17 protein-coding genes are annotated in these 19,457 nt (G+C 57.6%); 10 read left to right on the forward strand and 7 right to left on the reverse strand.

From position 1 onward, the window contains the following. Positions 1-63: 63 nt before the first annotated feature. The 5 genes from xylF (at position 64) to VRB54_RS13860 (ending at position 5,691) form a co-directional block, all read left to right on the forward strand. Positions 64-1,065 (forward strand): D-xylose ABC transporter substrate-binding protein, encoded by a 1,002-nt coding sequence (xylF, locus tag VRB54_RS13840; protein ID WP_209982763.1) that lies wholly within the window; start codon positions 64-66, stop codon positions 1,063-1,065. A 5-nt stretch (positions 1,066-1,070) separates the two neighbouring features. Further along, complete coding sequence (gene xylG / locus VRB54_RS13845) at positions 1,071-2,615, forward strand: D-xylose ABC transporter ATP-binding protein (protein WP_338477663.1); 1,545 nt, start codon at positions 1,071-1,073, stop codon at positions 2,613-2,615. Continuing rightward, entirely contained in the window at positions 2,616-3,752 is a 1,137-nt protein-coding gene (locus VRB54_RS13850) for a sugar ABC transporter permease (RefSeq protein ID WP_338477664.1), read from the forward strand. A gap of 179 nt (positions 3,753-3,931) precedes the next feature. Then, complete coding sequence (locus VRB54_RS13855; RefSeq protein WP_338477666.1) at positions 3,932-5,065, forward strand: FAD-binding oxidoreductase; 1,134 nt, start codon at positions 3,932-3,934, stop codon at positions 5,063-5,065. Then, a complete protein-coding gene (locus tag VRB54_RS13860; protein ID WP_338477668.1) occupies positions 5,065-5,691 on the forward strand; it encodes a helix-turn-helix transcriptional regulator in 627 nt (208 codons plus the stop codon). Before VRB54_RS13855 ends, VRB54_RS13860 begins: the two co-directional genes overlap by 1 nt. A 39-nt stretch (positions 5,692-5,730) precedes the next feature. On the opposite strand, the gene VRB54_RS13865 is transcribed toward VRB54_RS13860, so the two are convergent. Both VRB54_RS13865 and VRB54_RS13870 read right to left on the reverse strand, forming a co-directional pair. Beyond that, the gene (locus VRB54_RS13865) at positions 5,731-6,504 is read right to left on the reverse strand and encodes an ABC transporter substrate-binding protein (RefSeq protein WP_338477669.1); all 774 of its coding nucleotides are present in this window, start codon (positions 6,502-6,504) and stop codon (positions 5,731-5,733) included. A gap of 224 nt (positions 6,505-6,728) precedes the next feature. After that, positions 6,729-8,228 carry a CoA-acylating methylmalonate-semialdehyde dehydrogenase gene (locus VRB54_RS13870; RefSeq protein WP_338477670.1) on the reverse strand — a complete coding sequence of 500 codons (1,500 nt, stop codon included), beginning with the start codon at positions 8,226-8,228 and terminating at the stop codon, positions 6,729-6,731. A 110-nt stretch (positions 8,229-8,338) separates the two neighbouring features. Here VRB54_RS13870 and VRB54_RS13875 point away from each other — a divergent pair, with 110 nt between their 5' ends. After that, complete coding sequence (locus VRB54_RS13875) at positions 8,339-9,301, forward strand: LysR family transcriptional regulator (RefSeq protein WP_338477671.1); 963 nt, start codon at positions 8,339-8,341, stop codon at positions 9,299-9,301. 215 nt (positions 9,302-9,516) lie between these two features. On the opposite strand, the gene VRB54_RS13880 is transcribed toward VRB54_RS13875, so the two are convergent. Together VRB54_RS13880 and VRB54_RS13885 are read right to left on the reverse strand one after the other, a co-directional pair. Next, on the reverse strand, positions 9,517-9,702 hold the full coding sequence (locus VRB54_RS13880) for a hypothetical protein (protein ID WP_003232175.1): 186 nt from the start codon (positions 9,700-9,702) through the stop codon (positions 9,517-9,519). 95 nt (positions 9,703-9,797) lie between these two features. After that, on the reverse strand, positions 9,798-10,127 hold the full coding sequence (locus tag VRB54_RS13885; RefSeq protein WP_338477672.1) for a helix-turn-helix transcriptional regulator: 330 nt from the start codon (positions 10,125-10,127) through the stop codon (positions 9,798-9,800). Between the two features lie 191 nt (positions 10,128-10,318). Here VRB54_RS13885 and VRB54_RS13890 point away from each other — a divergent pair, with 191 nt between their 5' ends. Next, positions 10,319-10,453: a hypothetical protein gene (locus tag VRB54_RS13890; protein ID WP_338477673.1), complete on the forward strand. Its 135-nt coding sequence runs from the start codon at positions 10,319-10,321 to the stop codon at positions 10,451-10,453. Between the two features lie 94 nt (positions 10,454-10,547). Here the strand turns inward: VRB54_RS13890 and VRB54_RS13895 are convergent, their stop codons facing one another. The 3 genes from VRB54_RS13895 to VRB54_RS13905 all read right to left on the reverse strand — a co-directional run bounded on the left by VRB54_RS13895 (position 10,548) and on the right by VRB54_RS13905 (position 14,317). Then, complete coding sequence (locus VRB54_RS13895; RefSeq protein ID WP_003232172.1) at positions 10,548-11,006, reverse strand: Hsp20 family protein; 459 nt, start codon at positions 11,004-11,006, stop codon at positions 10,548-10,550. A gap of 187 nt (positions 11,007-11,193) precedes the next feature. Beyond that, complete coding sequence (locus VRB54_RS13900; protein WP_422396059.1) at positions 11,194-13,155, reverse strand: methyl-accepting chemotaxis protein; 1,962 nt, start codon at positions 13,153-13,155, stop codon at positions 11,194-11,196. Positions 13,156-14,104: 949 nt separating this feature from the next. After that, positions 14,105-14,317 (reverse strand): response regulator transcription factor, encoded by a 213-nt coding sequence (locus tag VRB54_RS13905; RefSeq protein ID WP_338477674.1) that lies wholly within the window; start codon positions 14,315-14,317, stop codon positions 14,105-14,107. A gap of 269 nt (positions 14,318-14,586) precedes the next feature. Here VRB54_RS13905 and VRB54_RS13910 point away from each other — a divergent pair, with 269 nt between their 5' ends. From VRB54_RS13910 to VRB54_RS13920, 3 genes are read left to right on the forward strand one after another with little or no spacing between them, the layout of a single operon-like run. Next, positions 14,587-15,843 carry an HlyD family secretion protein gene (locus VRB54_RS13910; protein WP_338481107.1) on the forward strand — a complete coding sequence of 419 codons (1,257 nt, stop codon included), beginning with the start codon at positions 14,587-14,589 and terminating at the stop codon, positions 15,841-15,843. 10 nt (positions 15,844-15,853) lie between these two features. Continuing rightward, complete coding sequence (locus VRB54_RS13915) at positions 15,854-18,004, forward strand: peptidase domain-containing ABC transporter (RefSeq protein WP_338477675.1); 2,151 nt, start codon at positions 15,854-15,856, stop codon at positions 18,002-18,004. Positions 18,005-18,006: 2 nt separating this feature from the next. Then, positions 18,007-19,425, forward strand: coding sequence for a TolC family protein (locus VRB54_RS13920; RefSeq protein ID WP_338500552.1), 1,419 nt, complete (start codon positions 18,007-18,009; stop codon positions 19,423-19,425). Positions 19,426-19,457 lie beyond the last annotated feature (32 nt).

A 19,457-nucleotide genomic window follows, 5' to 3' on the forward strand; every position in this document is an offset into this window, starting at 1 on the left:
CTCGCCACAATCAGTACTGTGTTTGCCTAGAGTCTTCCAACAACAATAAAAGGACGCACCATCATGAAGTCATTCAAACGTACTCTGCTTGCTGCCACCCTGGCAGTGCTCGCCCTGCCGGTGATGGCCGATCCTGCCCACCCGAAAATCGGCTTTTCCATCGACGACCTGCGTCTGGAGCGCTGGTCCCGCGACCGTGATTATTTTGTGGCGGCGGCGGAAAAGCTCGATGCCAAGGTATTTGTGCAATCGGCCGATGCCAATGAGCAAAAGCAGATTTCCCAGATCGAAAACCTGATCTCCCGGGGCGTCGACGTGATCGTGATCGTGCCGTTCAACGCCACGGTGCTGACCAATGCGGTCGCCGAGGCCAAGAAGGCCGGGATCAAGGTGGTGTCCTATGACCGCCTGATTCTCAACGCGGACATCGACGCCTATATCTCCTTCGATAACGAAAAAGTCGGCGAGATGCAGGCCAGCGGCGTGCTGCAGGCGGCGCCCAAGGGCAATTACTTCCTGCTCGGCGGCGCGCCCACCGACAACAACGCCAAGGTGCTGCGCGAAGGCCAGATGAAGGTGCTGCAACCGGCCATCGACAAGGGCGATATCAAAATTGTCGGCCAGCAGTGGGTCAAGGAATGGAACCCCACCGAAGCCCTGAGCATCGTCGAGAATGCCCTGACCCGTAACGACAACAAGATCGACGCCATCGTCGCCTCCAACGATGCCACCGCCGGCGGCGCCATCCAGGCCCTGGCCGCGCAGAAGCTGGCGGGCAAGGTGCCGATCTCCGGGCAGGACGCCGACCTCGCCGCGATCAAGCGCGTGATCGACGGCACCCAGACCATGACCGTGTACAAGCCGCTCAAGCTGATCGCCACTGAAGCCGCCAAACTCTCGGTGCAATTGGCCCGCAGCGAAAAACCGGCCTACAGCTCGCAGTACGACAACGGCAGTAAAAAGGTCGACACCATTCTGCTGACGCCGACCCCGCTGACCAAGGCCAATGTCGACCTGCTGGTGAAGGACGGCTTCTACACCAAAGAGCAGATCGGCGGGCAGTGACCGTCATGTCCGACTACCTGCTGCAAATGAATGGCATCGTCAAACGTTTTGGCGGTGTCAATGCGCTGAACGGCATCGATCTCAAGGTACGGCCCGGCGAGTGCCTGGGCCTGTGCGGCGAGAACGGTGCCGGCAAATCCACGCTGATGAAGGTGCTGTCGGCGGTCTACCCGCACGGCACCTGGGAGGGCGAAATCCTCTGGGACGGACAGCCGCTCCAGGCTCAGTCCATCCGCGAAACCGAAGCCGCCGGCATCGTCATCATCCACCAGGAGCTGACGCTGGTGCCGGACCTTTCGGTGGCCGAGAACATCTTCATGGGCCACGAACTGACCCTGCCCGGCGGGCGCATGAACTACCCGGCGATGCTGCACCGCGCCGAAGCCCTGATGCGCGAACTCAAAGTGCCGGACATGAACGTGGCGCTGCCGGTGTCGCAGTATGGCGGCGGCCATCAGCAACTGGTGGAGATCGCCAAGGCCCTCAACAAACAGGCGCGTCTGTTGATCCTCGACGAGCCCTCCTCGGCCCTGACCCGCTCGGAAATCGAGGTGCTGCTCGACATCATCAAGGGGCTCAAGGCCAAGGGCGTGGCCTGCGTGTACATCTCCCACAAGCTCGATGAAGTGGCGGCGGTGTGCGACACCATTGCGGTGATCCGCGACGGCAAACACATCGCAACCACGGCCATGATTGACATGGATATCCCGCAGATCATCACGCAGATGGTCGGGCGCGAAATGAGCAACCTCTACCCCGCCAGGCCTGACGCGGTGGGCGATGTGATCTTCGAGGCGCGTCACGTCACCTGCTACGACGTGGACAACCCCAGGCGCAAGCGCGTCGACGATATTTCCTTCGTGCTCAAGCGTGGCGAAATCCTCGGCATCGCCGGGCTGGTGGGCGCCGGGCGCACGGAGCTGGTGTCGGCGCTGTTCGGCGCCTACCCCGGCCGCTACAGCGCCGAGGTGTGGCTGGATGGCGCCGTGATCGACACGCGCACGCCGCTCAAGTCGATCCGCGCCGGGCTGTGCATGGTGCCCGAGGACCGCAAGCGCCAGGGCATCATTCCCGACCTCGGCGTGGGCCAGAACATCACCCTGGCGGTGCTCGACACCTATGCGCACCTGACGCGCATCGATGCCGAGGCCGAACTGGGGAGCATCGACCAGCAGATCGCGCGCATGCACCTGAAAACCGCCAGCCCGTTCTTGCCGATCACCAGCCTCTCCGGCGGCAACCAGCAAAAAGCGGTGTTGGCGAAAATGCTGATGGCCAAACCCAGGGTGCTGATTCTCGACGAGCCCACGCGCGGGGTGGATGTGGGCGCCAAATATGAGATCTACAAGCTGATGGTTGCACTGGCGGCCGAGGGCGTGGCGATCATCATGGTGTCGTCGGAGCTGGCCGAAGTGCTGGGGGTGTCGAACCGCGTGCTGGTGATCGGCGACGGCCAGTTGCGCGGCGACTTCGACAACCAAGGCCTCACCCAGGAACGGGTGCTCGCCGCTGCGCTCAGTCAAAACAATAATGATCGGAAGACCGCCTAGATGAATCAGGTCAAACACCTTTTTACCCGCTATAAAATGCTCGCGCTGGTGATTGCCGTGGCGTTCATCTGGCTGTTTTTCAGTTGGCAGACCGAGGGCGGCTTTCTCACGCCGCGCAACCTGTCCAACCTGCTGCGGCAGATGTCGATCACCGGGATTCTGGCGTGCGGCATGGTGCTGGTGATCATCAGCGGCGAAATCGATTTGTCGGTGGGCTCGTTGCTCGGATTGCTGGGCGGGCTGGCGGCGATTCTCGACGTGGTGTATCACGTTCCGCTGCTGGCCAACCTGAGCCTGGTGGCGTTGTGCGGGCTGATGATCGGCCTGACCAACGGCTACATGACGGCGTACCTGCGCATCCCCTCATTCATTGTCGGTCTGGGCGGCATGCTGGCGTTTCGCGGGATTCTGCTGGGGATCACCGGCGGCACCACCATCGCGCCGGTGTCGCCGTCGCTGGTGTATGTGGGCCAGGGTTATCTGCCGCATGGGGTGGGTATCGGGCTTGGGGTCTTGCTGTTTGCACTCACCGTGTTTCTCACCTGGAAGCAACGGCGCAACCGCGCACTGCACGGCCTGGCCGCGCATTCGCCGGTGCGTGACGGGCTGCGTGTGGTGCTGATCGGCGCGGTGCTGGCCGGGTTTGTCACCACGCTCAACAGCTACGACGGCATTCCAGTGCCGGTGCTGCTGTTGCTGGCGCTGCTCGGGGTGTTCAGCTACGTCACCAGCCAGACCGTGTTCGGCCGCCGGGTGTATGCGGTGGGCAGCAACATGGAAGCCACGCGGCTGTCGGGCATCAATGTGCAGGCGGTGAAGCTGTGGATCTTCGGCATCATGGGCGTTATGTGCGCCCTCGCCGGCCTGGTCAATACCGCGCGCCTGGCGGCCGGTTCGCCGTCCGCCGGGAACATGGGAGAGCTGGATGCGATTGCCGCGTGCTTTATCGGCGGCACATCAATGCGCGGCGGCTCGGGCACGGTGTATGGCGCGCTGCTGGGGGCGCTGGTGATTACCAGCCTGGATAACGGCATGTCGATGCTGGACGTGGACAGTTACTGGCAGATGATCGTCAAGGGCAGCATTCTGGTGCTGGCGGTGTGGGTGGATGTGAGTACGCGCGCGGCGAGGCGTTGAGCTAACAGCGCTCCACGCACATCAGGAGAGTGATTTGGAGTAGAGGTCACTGTGGGTCGAGGCAGAGTGTGCAATGGAATATTGCGATATAAAAAATAAAATCCATAATGGACAAATTAGTTTATATCAAGGTATTCATGCCCACATCTGGTATGACCGACGACTACAGGTGACCTCTTATGAGCCAGGCAGACTACATCATCATTGGCGGCGGCATTGCAGGCGCGTCCGCCGGTTTCTGGTTGTCGCAACACGGCAAAGTGTTGGTGCTGGAGCGTGAAAGCCATCCGGCCTATCACGCAACCGGGCGCTCGGCGGCGCTCTATACCGCTGCGTATGGCACCGCGCAGGTCCGCGCACTGACCCTGGCCAGCCGTGAGTTTTTCGATCATCCCCCGGCCGGTTTTTGCGAGCACCCCTTGCTGACGCCGCGTGGCGAAATAACGGTCGACTTCACGGGTGACCCTGCCGAGCTGGAGGCCCAGTATTTGAGCGCAAGGGCCACGGTGCCGCAGGTCGAGCGGCTGAGTGCCGACGAAGCCTGCGCACGGCTGCCGATCCTGCGCCGCGAAACAGTCCACGGCGCACTCTATGACCCCACCGCCTGCGACATCGACACCGATGCCCTGCACCAGGGCTATTTGCGCGGTATCCGCCGCAACCACGGCCAAGTGCATACCGACTGCCATGTGCTGGGCCTGAGCCGCGACGCCGATGGCCTTTGGCAGGTGCGTACCGAGGGCGCCGTCTTCAGTGCGCCGATCATCATCAACGCAGCCGGCGCCTGGGCCGACCACGTCGGAGGGCTGGCCGGCGCGGCATCGCTGGGCCTGCAACCCAAGCGCCGTTCGGCGTTTATCTTTGCCGGGCCGGACGGCCTCGATAGCCATGCCTGGCCAATGCTGGTGGCACTCGACGAAACCTTCTACATGAAACCCGATGCCGGCATGTTCCTCGGCTCGCCCGCCAATGCCGACCCGGTGGCGCCCCAGGATGTGCAGCCCGAAGAGCTGGACATCGCCATGGGCATCTACCGGATCGAGGAAGCCACCACCCTGACCATTCGCCGCCCGCAGCGGGCCTGGGCCGGGCTGCGCAGCTTCGTACACGACGGCGACTTGCTGTGCGGCTTCGATACCCGAGTAAAGGGATTATTCTGGGTTGCAGCCCAGGGCGGCTACGGCATCCAGACCTCACCGGCCATGGGCCAGGCCAGCGCGGCCCTGGTGCGCGGCGAGCCGCTGCCAGAGCACCTGACACAGTTCGGCCTGGACGCTGGTATGCTCTCCCCCGCCCGCCTGGAGCCCCATTGATGAACACTGCCGAACACAACACCGTCATGCAGAACTTTCGTGCGATCGCTGATGCGATCGCCACGCTGTTCTATCCCCATGCGGAAGTGGTGCTGCACGACCTGCACACGCAAACCGTCGATTACATCGCCAATAACCTGTCCAAACGCAGCCCGGGTGACGATTCGTCGCTGGAGAACCTGCTTGACGGTGAAATCAGCGAAGTGAACATCGGCCCCTACGAAAAGCTCAACTGGGACGGTCAGAAAATCCGCAGCCTGAGCACTGTTCTGCACGACAACAACGGCCACAGGCTGGCCGTGCTGTGCATCAACCTGAATATCTCATTGCTGGAAAACGCCAAGGCAGCGCTGGATCTGTTTCTGTCGCCAAGCAAGCTGATTGCGCAGCCGGACGCGCTGTTTCGCGATGACTGGCAGGAACGCATCAACACCTTTTTGCACGCCTGGCTGCGCGAGCGTCAATTGAGCCTGAACCTGCTGACCCGCGACCACAAACGCGAACTGGTGCTGGCGCTGCATGCTGAAGGGGCGTTCAAGGGCAAAAGCGCGTCCAACTATGTGGCCAATGTGCTGGGCATGGGGCGGGCGACGGTGTACAAGCACTTGAAGGAATTAAAAAGCTGATCCTGCGCAGGAGCGGATTGCGCGCCCCTGCCCTGATCGTCAGTCGTAGATATCGGACTTGAAGTACTGCTGTGAAATCTTCTGGTACTCACCGCTGGCACGTATGCCGTCGATGGCCGCGTTCAATGCGCTGACCAGCTCGGTGTTGCCCTTGCGCACCGCGATTCCCGCCCCCTCACCCACGTATTTCGGGTCTTTGAGCTCCGGACCGACAAACGCGTAGCCCTTGCCACGCGGCATCCCCAGGAAGTCATTGAGTGGAAGGGTATCGGCAAAGATCGCATCCAGGCGACCCACCGCCAGATCCCGGTAGATTTCTTCGTTATTGGCATAGCGTTTGACCGCGATGCCCATGGGCTCGAACACCTCGCTCGCATAACGATCAGTGGTGGTGGCGCGCTGCACGCCAACGGTCTTGCCCTTGAGGCTGGCGTACTGATCATCCACCACCGCACCGGCCTTCATCACCAGGCGTGAAGAGGTGAAATAGTATTTGCGGGTGAAATCCACCGACCGCCTGCGGTCTTCGTTAATGGTCATGGACGATAGCGCCATGTCGATTTTCTTGACCTTGAGGGAGGGAATCAGGCCATCGAACTCACCTTCCACCCACACGCAGTTGACCTTCATCTGGGCGCACAGGGCGTTGCCGATATCATGGTCGAACCCGACGATCCTGCCGTCACTGGTCTTGGACGCAAACGGCGGATAAGCGGGCTCGATGCCGATGCGCAAGGTTTTCTCCGCTGCCAGCAATGGGCCGCCAGCCAACAGGATCAGGGCCAGGGCGGAAGTGAAATGGCGTTTTTTCATGATCAGGTCCTCGCGATTTTTTATTGGTTTGGCAAGAGCGAAGAAAGAAACTGAAGCGCTATCTGTACTTAAAATTCCACAATGGACTTTTATGCTTGTTTTTTGATTCAGTCAATAGCCCAATACAAGGTAAAGGGGCTTGCTACCGACAGCAGTGAGAACGGCAACCGCTCTCTGCCATCGGCAACAAGCCCCTTGCACATTTGGCCAACTGCGGCCTTGAGCTAGCGGGACACCGGCATCGCAAACTCCGCGCCCTGCTCGATACTCTCCGACCAGCGCTGCATGATCGACTTCTGTTTGGTGTAGAACCGCACACCTTCGGTGCCATACGCATGCATGTCACCGAACAGGCTTTTCTTCCAGCCCCCAAACCCGTGCCACGCCATCGGCACCGGGATCGGCACATTGATGCCGACCATGCCCACTTCGATGCGCCGCGCAAACTCACGGGCGATATTGCCGTCGCGGGTAAAGCAGCTCACGCCGTTGCCAAACTCATGGTCGTTGACCAGTTGCACCGCCTCGGCAAAGTCAGTCACCCGCACACAGGCCAGCACCGGGCCGAAGATTTCTTCGCGGTAGATGCTCATCTCCTTGCTCACGTGATCGAACAGCGTCGCGCCAAGCCAGAAGCCGTTCTCCAGGCCGGGCTCGCCGGGCACGTAATCACGGCCATCAAGCAGCAACTGGGCGCCGACCTGCACGCCCTGTTCGATGTAGCCACTGATGCGCTGCAGCGCCGCACGGGAAACAATCGGGCCCATTTCGGCCTTCAGGTCGCGGCCGTCGGTGATGCGCAACTGCCTGGCTCGTTCGGTCAGGGCGGCGACGACTTTATCGCCCACATCGCCCACCAGCACCGCCACGGAGATGGCCATGCAGCGCTCGCCGGCACTGCCGTAGGCGGCGCCCATCAAGGCGTCGACGGTTTTTTCGATATCGGCGTCGGGCATCACCACCATGTGGTTTTTCGCACCGCCCAGGCCCTGCACGCGCTTGCCGTTGCGCGCGCCGGTCTCGTAGATGTAGTGGGCAATCGGCGTCGAGCCGACAAAACTCAGGGCTTTGACGTCCGGGTGTTCAAGCAGTGCATCCACCGCTTCCTTATCGCCCTGCACCACGTTGAACACGCCCCGGGGCAAGCCGGCTTCACGCAGCAGCTCGGCCATGAACAGCGAGGCGCTCGGGTCGGTAGGGCTGGGCTTGAGAATGAAGGTGTTGCCGGCGGCGATGGCGATCGGGTACATCCACATCGGCACCATCACCGGAAAATTGAACGGCGTCACGCCCGCCACCACGCCCAGGGGCTGGCGCAGGGTCCAGTTGTCCATGCCACGGGAGACCTGGTCGGAGTGCTCGCCCTTGAGCAGGTTGGGGATGCCGCAGGCGAATTCGAGAATATCGATGCCACGGTCGACTTCGCCCTGGGCATCGGTGAACACCTTGCCGTGTTCGGCGACGATGATGCTTGCCAGCTCGTCCTTGCGCTCACGCAACAGGTGCAGGTACTGAAACAACACACGGGCGCGGCGGATCGGCGGCGTGTCGGCCCAGTCGGCAAACGCAGCCTGGGCGGCGGCCACCGCTTCGCCCACGGTGTCGCGGCTGGCCAGGGCGACGCGGCCGGTGACTTCACCGGTGGCGGGGTTGTACACGTCCTGATAGCGATCATCGCGGCTGACGCGCTGGTCGTTGATGTAATGCTCGAGGGTGGTGGTCATGGCAGCGGATCCCGGGTCGATTAGCGTTGGCACCTACCATAGGCTTCCGCTTTGTCCCAAACCAGAGCAGAATCCAGAACTGATTGTGCACACAGGCGAACAATAGCCCCATGGAAAAAACCGAGATCGAAGGCCTGTGGACGCACATCCACTGGCTCTCCGTGCTGGAAGAACACGGCACCTACACCGCTGCCGCTGCGCGCCTGGGCGTGAGCAAATCGGCGGTGAGCCAACGTATTTGCGAGCTGGAAGCCGCCACCGGCACCCGCCTGGTCACCCGCACCACACGCAGCGTGCGGCTCACCGACGCCGGGCGATCACTGACCCGCGAAGTGCGCAGCGCCTACGAGCACATCGCCCGCAGCTTTTCCTCGGTGCGTGACTCGGCCGGCGAAATCCGTGGCCTGGTGCGCCTCACCGCTCCGGTCGCCTTCGCGCGTCAGCAACTGGTGCCGCATCTGCCCGAATTCCTGCGTCAGCACCAGCAGGTTCGCATTCAGCTGGACGTGTCCGATGCCTTAAGCTCACTCGCCGCCGAAGGCTACGACCTGGCCGTGCGCCACGGCTTCCAGGTGCCGGAAACCCACGTCGCCTGGAAACTCTGCGACACCGCCTCGGTACTGGTCGCCACCGAGGACTACCTGCACCACCACGGCGAACCCCGCGAACCCGCCGACCTCAGCGCCCACAACTGCCTTTACTATCCGCGCGGCGCCGACCAGCCCGCGTGGACCTTCGAGCGCGGCGTTAAAAAGACAGAACGCATCACCGTGCCCATCGCCGGCAGTTTTTCTACCAATAACAGCGAGGCACTGCGTGACTCGGCGCTCAATCACCTGGGCATTGCCCTGCTCCCGGATTTCAGCGCCCACGCGGCGCTGGTCAATGGCACGCTCAAGCAAGTGCTCAAGGGCTGGCGATTGAAGGGTGCGTTTGCCGATGAGATCTACTTGATTCGGCCGTATTCGCCCCATGTGCCAAAGGCAGTGAGTGCGCTGGTGGGGTTTCTGAAGGACAAACTGTCGGCAGGCTTTGGTTCTGGTGAGCGGCAGGTCGCGACGAGAGCGGGTTGAACATTTTTTTGAAAATGCTGCAATGCGTAGGACATTTCACACAGTTTTCACAGGCGCACGCTTAAGCTCCACTCAGCTCCTAAGTGAACACCTTTTAAGCCCGCGCCCCCATCGTGGGCTTTTCTTTGTCTGGCGCAAAAGGCATTGCGCGCAGTGACTGCCCTGAATGCAAAAAGCCCGGCTCAATGGCCGGGCTTTTTGTTATGGAGCGGTCCTCAGTTGTCAGGATGCTCACTCGCCACCGAATCCGCAGCGTCCACGTCAGACATGTCTTCCTCGTCATCAGCCGGCAACGACTGCTCCGGCGCGTCGCGCTTGGGATCGTGACCGGTTTCGCTGTCGGTGCCTCGGGTCACGGGCTGCTGTGAAATGTTGCCTGGGGCGTTCTCGTCGATTTCCATGCTGGCTCTCCGCTTGGGCGTTCGGGATATCCGCGCTTGAACATGAGAAGCACAGTGGGCTGGCAAGTGCCGCTTGATGGACGAACGGTGGTCGTTCAGGCCTTGTTCGGTTGGGTGACCTTGAAATAGATCTCTTCGTCCGCGTCATTCTGGAACAGGTCATCGGCAATGGCCCGGCTGTCCAACAGCGCCTGCGCTTCTTCCCAGGACATATTGACCACGGCCTGTTTCTTCCCGGTCACGACGTAAACCACATCCATGCCATGGCTCGCCAGCGCCGCCAGGTAATCAGCCGCTGGCATCGACTCGCTGAGTTCGTAACGTCGCTGCTCTGCCGCCGTAACACCACCGATTTCAGCCAACCTCTGGAGTGTCAGGCCCATGCGCTGCCGCTCCTGTTTCAACCGCCTGCCGATTTCCTTCATCTCACACCTCCGCCTGCCTGACCCGCCTGATGGCTATTTTTGGTAGAAAAAGATGAGTGTCGAAAATTCAGTTTAATCGTCAGGCTCTGGCGTAAACGGCTTTCTCAATCAGCGGTGTAGAAAATTTGAATTAGCAGATTGTCCTCCCGGTCAAGAATTATGAACGCAGTCAATCTGACGAGGTGAGCGCAATGACTATCCAGGCAGAGACACTCGTACAACTGACCGAAGCGCTGCGCGAACGCGGCTTGAATCTGGTGTCGGATGTGCACTTTACCCGTGCACCTTATCGGCACAATCACCGCTGGATCTGCACGGTGCAATGAGGTCACATAAAAACAAATGCCCCGACAAGTCGGGGCATTTGCTGTCAGCCGGAGTAGACCGCGTTTTCACGCGGGCAGCCCGGCCCTTTTTTACTCACTGCAGGCTTACCTGACGCAGTTGCGGATCACTGTCGCTACCGATCGTGATGCGTTTGGGCTTGGCCTCTTCAGGCACCACGCGCAGCAGGTTGATGCTCAGCAATCCGTTGTTCAGGGAAGCACCGCGCACCTCGATGTGATCCGCCAGGCGGAACGACAACCGGAAGGCCCGTTGCGCAATGCCCTGGTGCAGGTAAGTCACCTCTTTCTCGCTTTCACGTTTGTCACCCACAACCGTCAAAACGCCCTTCTCGACCTGGATATCCAGATCCGCCTCAGTAAGCCCGGCGACTGCAATGACAATGCGATATTCGTCATCACCGTGCTTTTCCACGTTATGAGGCGGATAGGTGTTTGGAGCCTCGCTGCGCAGCGCAGACTCAAACAGGTCATTGAAGCGATCAAAGCCCACCGACTGACGGAACAGAGGGGCCAGGGAAAGAGTAGTAGCCATTTTAAAATCTCCTGATTAGATCCAAGTGATTTAAAGCGCGACCCTGATTCGGCGTCGCGTGAAGGGAATTTATGTGCGGGAGAGAAGATTTCAAGGGGCGGGTTTGAAATATTTTTACGGGCTCGCTGGCCCTGGGCTGAAAATCCCGCGAAGCCTCTGGCTCGCGGGATTTCTCCTTGGTGTTAAGTCAGTTGACCTTGAACTGCCTCACCAATCCCTGTTGATGCTCGGCCAATCGAGCAAGCTCGCGGCTAGTGGCGGCGGTTTGCTCAGCGCCGGCGCTGACCTGGATCACCAGTGAGTTGATGTCGTTGACGTTGCGATGAATTTCTTCGGCCACCAAGCTTTGCTCCTCGGCAGCGGACGCTACCTGGATGTTACGGTCGCTGATGGACGCGATGCCTTCGGCGATCTCATTGAGCAAGTGGCCCGCACGAACCACATTGCTCGCACCTTCCTGCGCCTTGCCAAGGGTCTCCTGCATGGAGACAGCGGCGCGGTCTGAACCCGACTGCAGGTTGGCGATCATGTTCTGGATGCTGACCGTGGAGTCCTGGGTCTTTTTGGCCAGATTGCGCACTTCATCCGCAACCACCGCAAAACCACGGCCCTGCTCTCCCGCACGCGCCGCTTCGATGGCGGCGTTCAGTGCCAGCAGGTTGGTTTGCTCGGCAACACCGCGAATCACGTCCAGCACCGAAGAGATGGAATCGCTTTCGAGTTTGAGTTCGTTGATGATCTTCGAGGTTTGTTCGGCCTGCACTTCCAGGCCCTGGATCAAGCGGACGGTGTTATCGATCTCAGTCTTGCCCTGCAGGGTGCTGGCGTTGACACGCTGTGACATTTCAGCGGCGTCGGTGGTGATGCGCGCCACATCCTTGACCGTGGCGCTCATCTCGCTGATCGCGGTCACCACCTGGTCGGTACCCTGACGCTGTTGTGCCACGTTCTGGCTGGTCTGCAAAGCCACCGCCGAGGACTGCTCGGCAGCCGTGGCAACCTGCGTCGTGGCGCTGCCAATGTCGCTGACCACGCCACTTATCTGAAGCGCCATGTTGTCCAGGTTGCGTGATATTTCGCCAAACTCGTCCTTGCCGGTGTAGCGGGTGCGCACCGTCAGGTCGCGGGTGGAAAGCGATGCAAGGGTGCGGTTCACATCGGTCACCGCCCGCTTGATATTGCGGATGATCACCAACGCCAGCCACAGCAAGGCGATCAACATCACTATGACGGTCGCTATGGCCACATACAGACTGAGTTCGGCATTGTCACGCTCGTGATGGGCCAGGCCAACCACGTTCTGGCCCAGCTCCGCTTCGACGCCGGCCATGAGGTCGATACGACTGGTCGAAAGGTTGAACCAGTCTTCAGGTTTGATATTGAGCGGGTTGCCCAGGGGCGTATCAAAACCGAGCCGCTGAAGGCGTGCGACTTCCAATGATCCGGGTTGTTGCAGGACAGCATCCAGCTTGCTCTTGAAGGCTGCCGGAGCCCATCGCTGGAAGGCTTCAAAGTAGCCAGAGAACTCACCGAGGTTACGGCTGAAGCGCGACAGCAACGCAGCGTCGAATCGATTTTGATTGAACGCCAGGCCCAGCAATACGCGCTCGCGCCCGGCACGCTCTTTCATATCGACAAATTGATTGAGCGAGCCCAACGCACGCAAAATTTGGGGGTCATCAATGCTGGCTTCCAACGAATAATTGAAGCCCACAAGGGTTTTAATCAGGTCGGTAAAAAGAGCGCCGGACTCTGTGTTGTTAATCGCCAGGTTATCGACTTTCAAACGCAAGGCGGCCAACTCACCCAGCGCGCGCAATGCCTCGTTCGGGGCTGGAATACCCTCGCTCGATTGCCCTCGCAGCGCGCCGATTGACGTGTCGGTCTCCTGGCGCAAGGCCTTGAGCTTGTCTTGCATGGACTTGCCACCGCTGCCCAGAAAAACGCCGCTGGCGCCGCGCTCGCGTTGGAGGGTTGTCACGACATTGCTGAATTTCTGTGCAGCGGTGGTGGCGGCAACTGCGCGATTCATTGCCCCCAGCGTATCGCTTTTGTCCGCAATGAAAATGCCCGCAAAGGCCAGAAATCCGAGCAAAGGAAAAATCAGAATAAGCAGCAGCTTGGTACTCAAAGGAGCATTGCTAAGCATTACAAACCTCAGGACTTACAATTTTTGTCTAATAATTACCTCAGGCGCACGTTCTAGTGAAATCGACGTTTATAGGAGCCAAAGATGATCCAGTTTGAGCCCGCCATAGCCGTTTTTCTTCCGTTTAGACTATCTCGGCCTCAAATTCGTAAGCTTTAGAATGATTGAGGAGAAGGTCCGCATATTGAGGCTATCAAATTCTCTTTCTCCCAAAAGAGTCGGCGGTTGGGGGCTTGATCCTAATCTCGCCTCCGGTCAGGCAGAATTTTCGTAGCGCTATATAGCCATATTGCCACGCGGGGGACCACCTGCATCTAACTCAGAAATAACCCCTTAATGGCCAGCTTGTGCTTGCTGGCGCATTCGGCGTCGGTACAGGGCATCTGTCATCGGGAACTCGGTGACAGGTGTGCGTGGTTTTCTCCAGAATTTGGTTTTTCTGAAAACCGAAGGTATCGTCCGCCTGACGCTGCTACAAGAATCAACTATATTACAGAAGATAAAAATCCATGAAGGATACGCAGATTCAGCTAAAAGCCTTTACCGAAACTAACAGTTAGTCGATAACACTTCCAGTTGGCCAACGCATTACCGACACACTAAAGCCTCGGCTCGACAAGCTCAGATAAGTTACGAAATATATCCTGCTTATCCCTTATGATTTCGTGTAAATAGATGCTAGCGCCCTACAGATGTAGGGTGGTCATGAAAAATAAAAGCTTGCTATTATCTTATTGCGTTACTTCGCTTGAATAGCATAAATGGAATTATATGCGGGCGCTTACAAGTGTTCGCAGTTAAGGCAATGGAGCCATTCAGCGTGCAAGACTTACTCATGAGAATGAAGTGAGACTGATAACTCAGGCGGACAATCACGCAGCCGCCTTCAAAAAGTCGTCATTCCAGTCTGCGATGATCGAACCGGTGCCAAAATTTAGAGTTTGAGGTGTTAATCAAGCTGCGAGCATAAGAGGGTTTTCCTCATTTTTCCTCGAAATACTGCCAACTCAACGCGATTGGTAGTTTTCGTTTTTTTTAGCATTGATGAGATGTGGTCTCTTACGGTGTGGTTGCTTATACCCAGCTCTTTGCCTATCTGCTTGTTAGTTAAGCCTTGTGCTAAGAGTTCTATGACGTCGGACTCTCGATTTGTAATTTCCAAAATAACGCTTCCTTACATGGACTGTTCGTGTGTTGGTTTTAGAAACGGAGCTGAAAATTTTACGCATCCCCGTAACCGGCTTCAGGTGGTGCGCTCACATCGATAACGAGCGGGGACAGTTAAAATTTACTTTTTCTAGCCGTATTTTTTATGTGATGTGACGCATCGCCCAGCTAGTGGTTAGCTCTGCCGGATGAGTTGTGCATCGCCCAGGTTGATGTTCAAGGATGAAAGAAGATGAGGGGTAAATTTTGAGCTCGGAGAAAACGTTGTTCCGGCGCGAGGCATTGAGCTCTCAGCACTCGAATTGGCTAGGAGAAATCGTACTCGCCAGACCCGTATCCTTCGCCATCCTCACTCTGGTTGCTGGATTGTTCGCGACAACGGTCGTGAGTTTTTTTCTCTGGGGCAGTTACACAAAACGTATCACTGTGCCGGGCCAGTTGGTGCCCTTCTCGGGGCAACTGAAAATACATTCTCCTCAGTACGGGCTGGTCCTGGAACGATTTGTCGATGAAGACCAGCGTATCAAGCGAGGAGCCCCACTTTTTCGAATTTCCAGCGAGCGCTATGCGGGGGATGCGCGGCCAGTTCAAGCGGACGTCAGCGACCAACTCGCTATGCGGCAGCACTCTTTGACCGCCGAGTTCACGAAGAAGCAGCAACTTCAGGCTGAAGAGCGGCAAAGCCTGCAAAGCAAGTTGGACAGTTTACGACGACAGTTGCGAACTCTGGCGCAGCAGACGGCCAGTCAAGAAAAGCTTGTAACGCTGGCGACAAATGCTGCTGATCGTTATCAGGGGTTGATGGATAAGGGCTACATCTCAATGGATCAGCTTCAACAGCGTCAGTCTGAGCTCCTGGGCCAACATCAGACTCTCCAAGGACTGGCTCGCGAAACGACGGTGCTCAACCAGCAACTGGTGGAGACACAACACGAGTTTGCCGGTCTTTCGGCACTGCACGAAAACCAACTCGCGGGCATTCAGCGCTCACTGTCGGGCATCAAGCAAGAACTGATCGAAAGTGAAGCCAAGCGTGCCTTGACTATTACAGCTCCTCGAGACGGCGTGGCCACAGCGATTCTTGTTGAACCGGGCCAGACGGTTGATAGCTCTCGCGTGTTGATGAGCATCGTACCCGCTAATTCTCATCTGCAAGCAGAGTTGTACGCGCCGAGCAAAGCCATTGGTTTCATTCGTGCCGGCGACCCTGTGAGGGTGCGCTACCAGGCGTATCCGTACCAGAAGTTCGGCCAATACAAGGGCAGCGTCACGTCAATTTCCAAGGCGACATTGTCGGCAACTGAGCTGGCAACGATGACAGGCAGCGTCCCAGGACTCGACCTGGAGGGTGAACAGATCTACCGCATTCGCGTTGATATCGAAGCGCAAACAGTATTGGCGTACGGCAATTTACGGCAGCTGAAAACCGGGATGCTGGTTGAGGCCGATATTCTGCAGGAGACTCGTCGTCTCTATGAATGGGCGCTTGAGCCCCTCTACAGCCTGACCGGCAAACTCTAGGGGATACCGCATGAACTATCTCGATGCGATTTCCTTGCAAATTGGTCGACGTCTGCCCTTGATCCTGCAGACCGAAGCGACCGAATGTGGCCTAGCCTGCCTAGCCATGATCACGGGGTTTCATGGTAATCATGCAACGCTGATAGACCTACGTCGCCAATTTAGTGTGTCGCTCAAAGGAAGCACACTCAAGCAACTGATCCGGACTGCCGACCAACTCAATCTCGGTACTCGAGCTGTCAAGCTGGAGCTTGAAGATCTGGAAAAACTAAAGTTGCCTTGCGTTTTGCACTGGAACTTCAACCACTTCGTTGTGCTCAAGGCAGTACAAAACCAACGAATTATTGTGCATGATCCTGCCTCTGGCATCCGACATTTGAGCTTGTCCGAGGCCAGCAAGTCCTTTACGGGCGTAGCGCTGGAAGTCTGGCCAGGTGGGAGTTTTGAAAAGCGGCAGCCCAAGCCTCAAGTCAAACTGATGAGCATGTTGGGAAGAGTGAGCGGACTGTATCGTTCCCTTGGACAGGTGCTTGCCTTGGCACTGGCGCTGGAAGTGTTCTCACTGCTGAGTCCTTTTCTGCTGCAATGGACGCTCGACAATGTGCTGGTCACTCAGGACCATGACCTGTTGACGACTTTGATTATCGGCTTTGGCTTGTTGTTGCTGATGCAGCAAATGGTGAGCGCAATACGGGCTTGGGTCATGATGCATATGAGTACATTATTAAATGTGCAATGGCGCGCCAATGTATTCAGTCATCTGTTGCGTCTGCCTATCCATTACTTTGAAAAGCGGCATCTAGGGGATGTCGTTTCCCGTTTCGGTGCCGTGGATGTCATACAAGGCACTCTGACAGCGGCATTCTTTTCTGCCGTGCTCGATGGTCTGATGACCATCGCTACTTTCATTCTCATGTTTATCTACAGCCCATTACTGGCGGCCATAGCCGCAACAGCGATGATCCTATACGTCATGGTTCGCTGGGCGTGGTACTACCCATTGCGTCGAGCCAGTGAAGAACAGATTGTTCACGCCGCTCGCCAAGAAAGTCACTTTCTTGAAACTGTGCGTGGTATTCGGCCGATCAAGCTGTTCCAGCGCCAGAACGAAAGACGTCTTGCCTGGCTTGGTTTGCTGGTAGAGCAGATCAATGCGGGGTTGAGAACGCAAAAGTTGCAGTTGGTCTACACGCAACTGAACGGTTTGATATTCGGCCTGGAAAACCTGATAGCCATAGGGCTGGGTGCATCGATGGTGATGAACAACCAGTTCACCGTCGGCGTATTGATCGCGTTCATGGCTTACAAAAATCAGTTCGTGAGCCGCATCGCTAACTTGATCGATCACCTCTTTGAACTCTACATGTTGCGTCTGCAAGGTGAGCGTTTGGCTGACATTGTCATGCACTTACCAGAGGAAAGCCGCGGCACATTGGCGAGTGAGATGTGGCCTGCATGCCCGGTGGATATGGAACTCAAAGGCGTGAAGTACCGATATTCCGATCAGGAGCAGTTCGTGCTGAATGGTGTTGATCTGTACATCGCACAAGGCGAGTCGGTGGCTGTCACGGGAGTTTCGGGTAGCGGCAAGAGCACCATCGTCAGCTTACTGCTGGGTATCCTCCAGCCCACCGAAGGCCAGATATTCATGGCTGGGAGTGATCTACAACAGCTAGGAACCGAAACGTTCCGAGCCAAGATCGGGGTAGTCATGCAGGACGACTGCCTGTTCGCCGGTTCCCTCTCAGACAACATCGTGTTCTTTGAGTCAAACCCGGATCTGGACTGGGCTATGGAGTGCGCGCGCATGGCGTCCATTCATACCGACATCCTAGCTATGCCGATGGGTTATAACACCTTGGTGGGCGATATGGGGACAGTGTTGTCGGGCGGCCAGAAACAGCGTTTGCTGTTAGCTAGAGCGCTCTACAAGAAACCCGACGTACTGATCCTTGATGAGGCCACCAGCCATCTGGATATGGCGTGCGAGCAACAAGTTAATGAGGCTGTACGAGCGCTGAAGGTGACGCGGATTCTTATCGCTCATCGCGCTGAGACGATTGCATCGGCAGATCGAGTGGTGGTGCTGGAGCATGGCCGGATTGCACCGGCTCCTTTTGCTGAGACCCATTGTATTCATGCCATTGGCACGGTCACTTAGTGATGAGGATTTCACGCTCCGTCACAGTAGTGGCTTGTCTTTGTGCTTTATCTCAGTTGGGTCTGGCGGAAAGTCTGGATGTGTTCGCGACTGAGCGTACGGTTGCGCAAACTGCTACTCAACCCATCCACAGTGTTCCCGGTGCGTGCGAGAGCAGCCCGGTACCTGCGCGTTTAACATTGGAGGACATGATAGAGCGCGTGCTCTGTCACGATCCCCAAGCGAGGCTGAACTGGGCAAATGCCAAGGCTCAGGCAGCGAATGTCGGGGTGCGGCAGTCGGCGTATCTTCCTAGACTCAACGCAAGTTCGGGTATCACAACAGGCCGCAACGACACGAATTATGAACAGCGTGAAGAATACTCCAACCGCGGCCATAAACGCCAATTGGATCACCGACTGGCCTTGAGCTGGGTGTTGTTTGATTTTGGTCAGCGCGACGCAGCGTTGCGTAATGCTCGCCAATTGTTGGTTGCGGCGAACGCTAATCAAGATGAGCAACTACAGCAAACATTCATACTGGCTGCGCAGTTGTATTACGACACGTTGGCAGCACAAAACAGTCAGATTGCTGCTGCTCAGGTGGCGGCCCTGGCAGCCGAAAACCTTAAGGCTGCCAGTGCCAAACATGACGCAGGTGCAGCTGCACTTTCGGACCAACTCCAAGCCCAAGCTGCGTATTCCGAAGCGGCACTCAATGAAGTCCGCAGCAATGGGGCTTTAGTCAGTGCCAAAGGGTTTATTGCCTTGCGCATGGGACTGGCGCCGCAAACACCGCTTGAGTTAGCAGGAAGCCTGACTCGTCGCCCGAATACGCGATTTGTCAAAGGTATTGACGAGCTGCTTGAGGAAGCTAAGCAGGATCACCCGTCGCTAGTCGCTGCCAAGGCTCGGCTGAATGCGGCAAAAGCAGCTATCGACGAGAGTAAGGCGGAAGGCCATCCTACCTTGTCATTTGTTGCCAACGCCTCCGATATGCAGCTTAACCAATCAATGGCGTTCAACGGCGATAGCCGAACACGTGATAACAGCATTGGGCTGCAACTAAACATCCCTTTGTTTGAAGGATTCGGGCGCACTTACCAAGTACGAAGCGCTCAGGCTCGACTCGAAGCGAGGGAGGCAGAGGTGATCGATGTTGAGCAGCGTATCTCGATAGACCTTTGGCGTAACTATCAAACGTTGATCACTGAAACGCGATCCTTGGAAAGAACGGCCGAGTGGGTGGAACAATCCAACCAAGCACTGGAAGTAGTACAAGGCCGCTACCGGGCCGGTGTTGGGAGCATGATCGAGTTACTTAATGCATTGACTGCGTATGCGACCGCAGAGCAGCAGCACATAAATGGCCTAAACAGCTGGCAAATGGCACGCTTGAAATTAGCGGCTAGTCTGGGGCGCTTGGGATTCTGGGCGTTATAGCCTACTGAGTTCGAAGTAAACCAGAAGTTAAA

The sequence above is a fragment of the Pseudomonas trivialis genome, assembly GCF_036864995.1.
Lineage (GTDB): Bacteria > Pseudomonadota > Gammaproteobacteria > Pseudomonadales > Pseudomonadaceae > Aquipseudomonas > Aquipseudomonas trivialis.